We start from the raw sequence: 2,086 nt of genomic DNA on the forward strand, positions 1-2,086 counted from the left end.
GACGGTAACGGTGGCGCTCATGCCGGTGCGCAACGCCATCTTGGCGTCCGTATCGGTCAGTTCGAGACGAACCGGGATGCGCTGTGTGACCTTGACCCAGTTGCCGGTGGCATTCTGGGCCGGCAGCAGCGAGAACTCGGCTCCCGTGCCGGCGCCGATCGCCTTGACCGTCGCCTCGAAGGTGCGCCCCGGATAGGTGTCGACCACGATCTCGGCCTTCTGACCGGGCTTCATGTGGGTGAGCTGCGTTTCCTTGAAATTGGCATCGATCCAGGTGTCGCCGGTCTCGACCAGCGAAAACAGCGGCGTGCCGGAACCGACATATTGGCCGACCTTGAACGACGAGGCCTGGCTGACGATGCCGTCAGCCGGCGCCTTGACCGTGGTCTGCGCCAGGTCGTAGGCGGCCTTGTCGCGCGCGGCGAGCGCGGCCATCACGGTCGGATGTTTGTCGGTTTCGATGTCGGGATTGCCGCCAAGGGCTGCCTTGGCGCTGATGATGCCTTGCTCGGCAACGGCCAGCTGCTGCTTGGCCTTGTCGAGATCGTTCTTGGCTTCGTCCAGCGACGATTTGGCGTTGATGCCCTTCTGGGCAAGATCGGCGGCGCGGTCGAACTGCGACTGGGCGAAGGCGACCTGGCTGGCATCGGACTTCTGCTGAGCCATCGACTGGCCATAGGCGGCGCGCAACTGCTCGACATTGAGACGCGCGCCCGCCACCGCCGCGTCGGCCTGAGCCAACGCGATCCGGTAGGGCTCGGGGTCGATGGCAAACAGCTCGTCACCCTGCTTGACCAGCTGGTTATCGAAGATATCGACCTTGACGATGCGGCCGGCCGTGTCGGAAGCGATCGATACCTTGGCCTGCTGCAGATTGGCGTTCTCGGTCTCCTGATAGCGGCCGCCGGTAACCCAGACATAGCCGCCGCCAACAGCCAATGCCGCAGGCAGCGCGACCATCAGCAGGAAGCGGCCCAGCCGGCGCTTTTTCTTCACCGGCGCCGGAGCCGGCTGCACCGGGGGAGCAACGGTCGCCGGGGCCGCGGCCGGCTGCGCCGGCGCTTCCATTTCCAGTTCGGTCACTTTCTCGTCTATCTTGGCTACCGCGTTCATGCTGCTGCGCCCTCTGTGTTCTTCACTTTTTCAATGGACGGCGTCTCGTCGTCGGTCAGGTTGCGGACCATCGCCTCAAGTCCCTCGACGAGGACGCGACGGGCTTCCGGTTTCACGCCGACCAGCGATTCCTCATAGACTTCTCCGGCAATGCTCTTGATCACGGCGTAGGCATCGCTTGCCTTGGGCGTCAGGAAGATCATGCGGACGCGGCGATCGGCAGCGTCGGAACGACGCTCGATCCAGCCTCCCTCCTCCATGCGGTCGACCAGGCGCGAAACGCTGATCGGCTCGATTTCGAGAAGTTCGGCCAGCCGCGCCTGCGCGACACCGTCTTCCTTGGCAACGCGGACCAGAAGCCGCCATTGCGCCGAAGAAAGCCCCAAGCCACTGGCCCTCGCCTCGAAGCGCTTGCGCATCAGGCGCTGCACGTCGTGGATCAAGAAGCCCAATCTGTCGATGCCATCGGAAACCATGAGCGAGATATATAATAAGCGTGCTCACTATTCAAGATGCCGCAGTGCACACAAAGCCGACAAATGTGCATGACAGCTTTGCCGGGCAAATCATGGTTATCGATTTGCGAACGCATGATGGCCGCGCCGCCTCTCCGCTGGTCGCGTCTGGCATATTGATGTACAGCCGCTGAACAGGATCGGGGGATCAACGCAATGCCGACGCTTTACGCTCTCAAGCCGGCCTTCCAGGGTCGACTGCGGCCGCTGGTCAATCGGCTGGCGGCTATCGGGGTCACCGCAAACAGCATAACCATCCTGGCGGCCGCGATGTCGATAGCCGCCGGCGCGGCCATTGCGATCCGGCATGAATGGCGCTGGCTGCTGTTGCTTATCCCCGTGGTGATGTTCGTGCGCATGGCGCTGAATGCCGTGGACGGCATGCTGGCGCGCGAGCATGGCCAAGCCTCGACGCTCGGCATGTATCTGAACGAGTTGGGCGAGGTCCGAAACGACAT

Annotated in this window: 3 protein-coding genes; 1 reads left to right on the forward strand and 2 read right to left on the reverse strand. The window is 63.2% G+C overall.

Translation table 11 applies throughout. From position 1 onward, the window contains the following. Together EN991_RS33820 and EN991_RS33825 are read right to left on the reverse strand one after the other, a co-directional pair. Nucleotides 1-1,113 (reverse strand): HlyD family secretion protein (locus tag EN991_RS33820; RefSeq protein ID WP_164769580.1); only part of this gene is annotated, 1,113 nt, incomplete at its 3' end. Continuing rightward, nucleotides 1,110-1,589 (reverse strand): MarR family transcriptional regulator, encoded by a 480-nt coding sequence (locus EN991_RS33825; protein WP_013532372.1) that lies wholly within the window; start codon nt 1,587-1,589, stop codon nt 1,110-1,112. The genes EN991_RS33825 and EN991_RS33820, both read right to left, overlap by 4 nt. Nucleotides 1,590-1,784: 195 nt before the next feature. Between EN991_RS33825 and EN991_RS33830 the strand changes: the two genes are divergently transcribed. Continuing rightward, nucleotides 1,785-2,086 (forward strand): CDP-alcohol phosphatidyltransferase family protein (locus EN991_RS33830; protein WP_164769581.1); only part of this gene is annotated, 302 nt, incomplete at its 3' end.

Source organism: Mesorhizobium sp. M7A.F.Ca.US.005.03.2.1 (assembly GCF_003997795.1).
Taxonomy (GTDB): Bacteria; Pseudomonadota; Alphaproteobacteria; order Rhizobiales; family Rhizobiaceae; genus Mesorhizobium; species Mesorhizobium ciceri.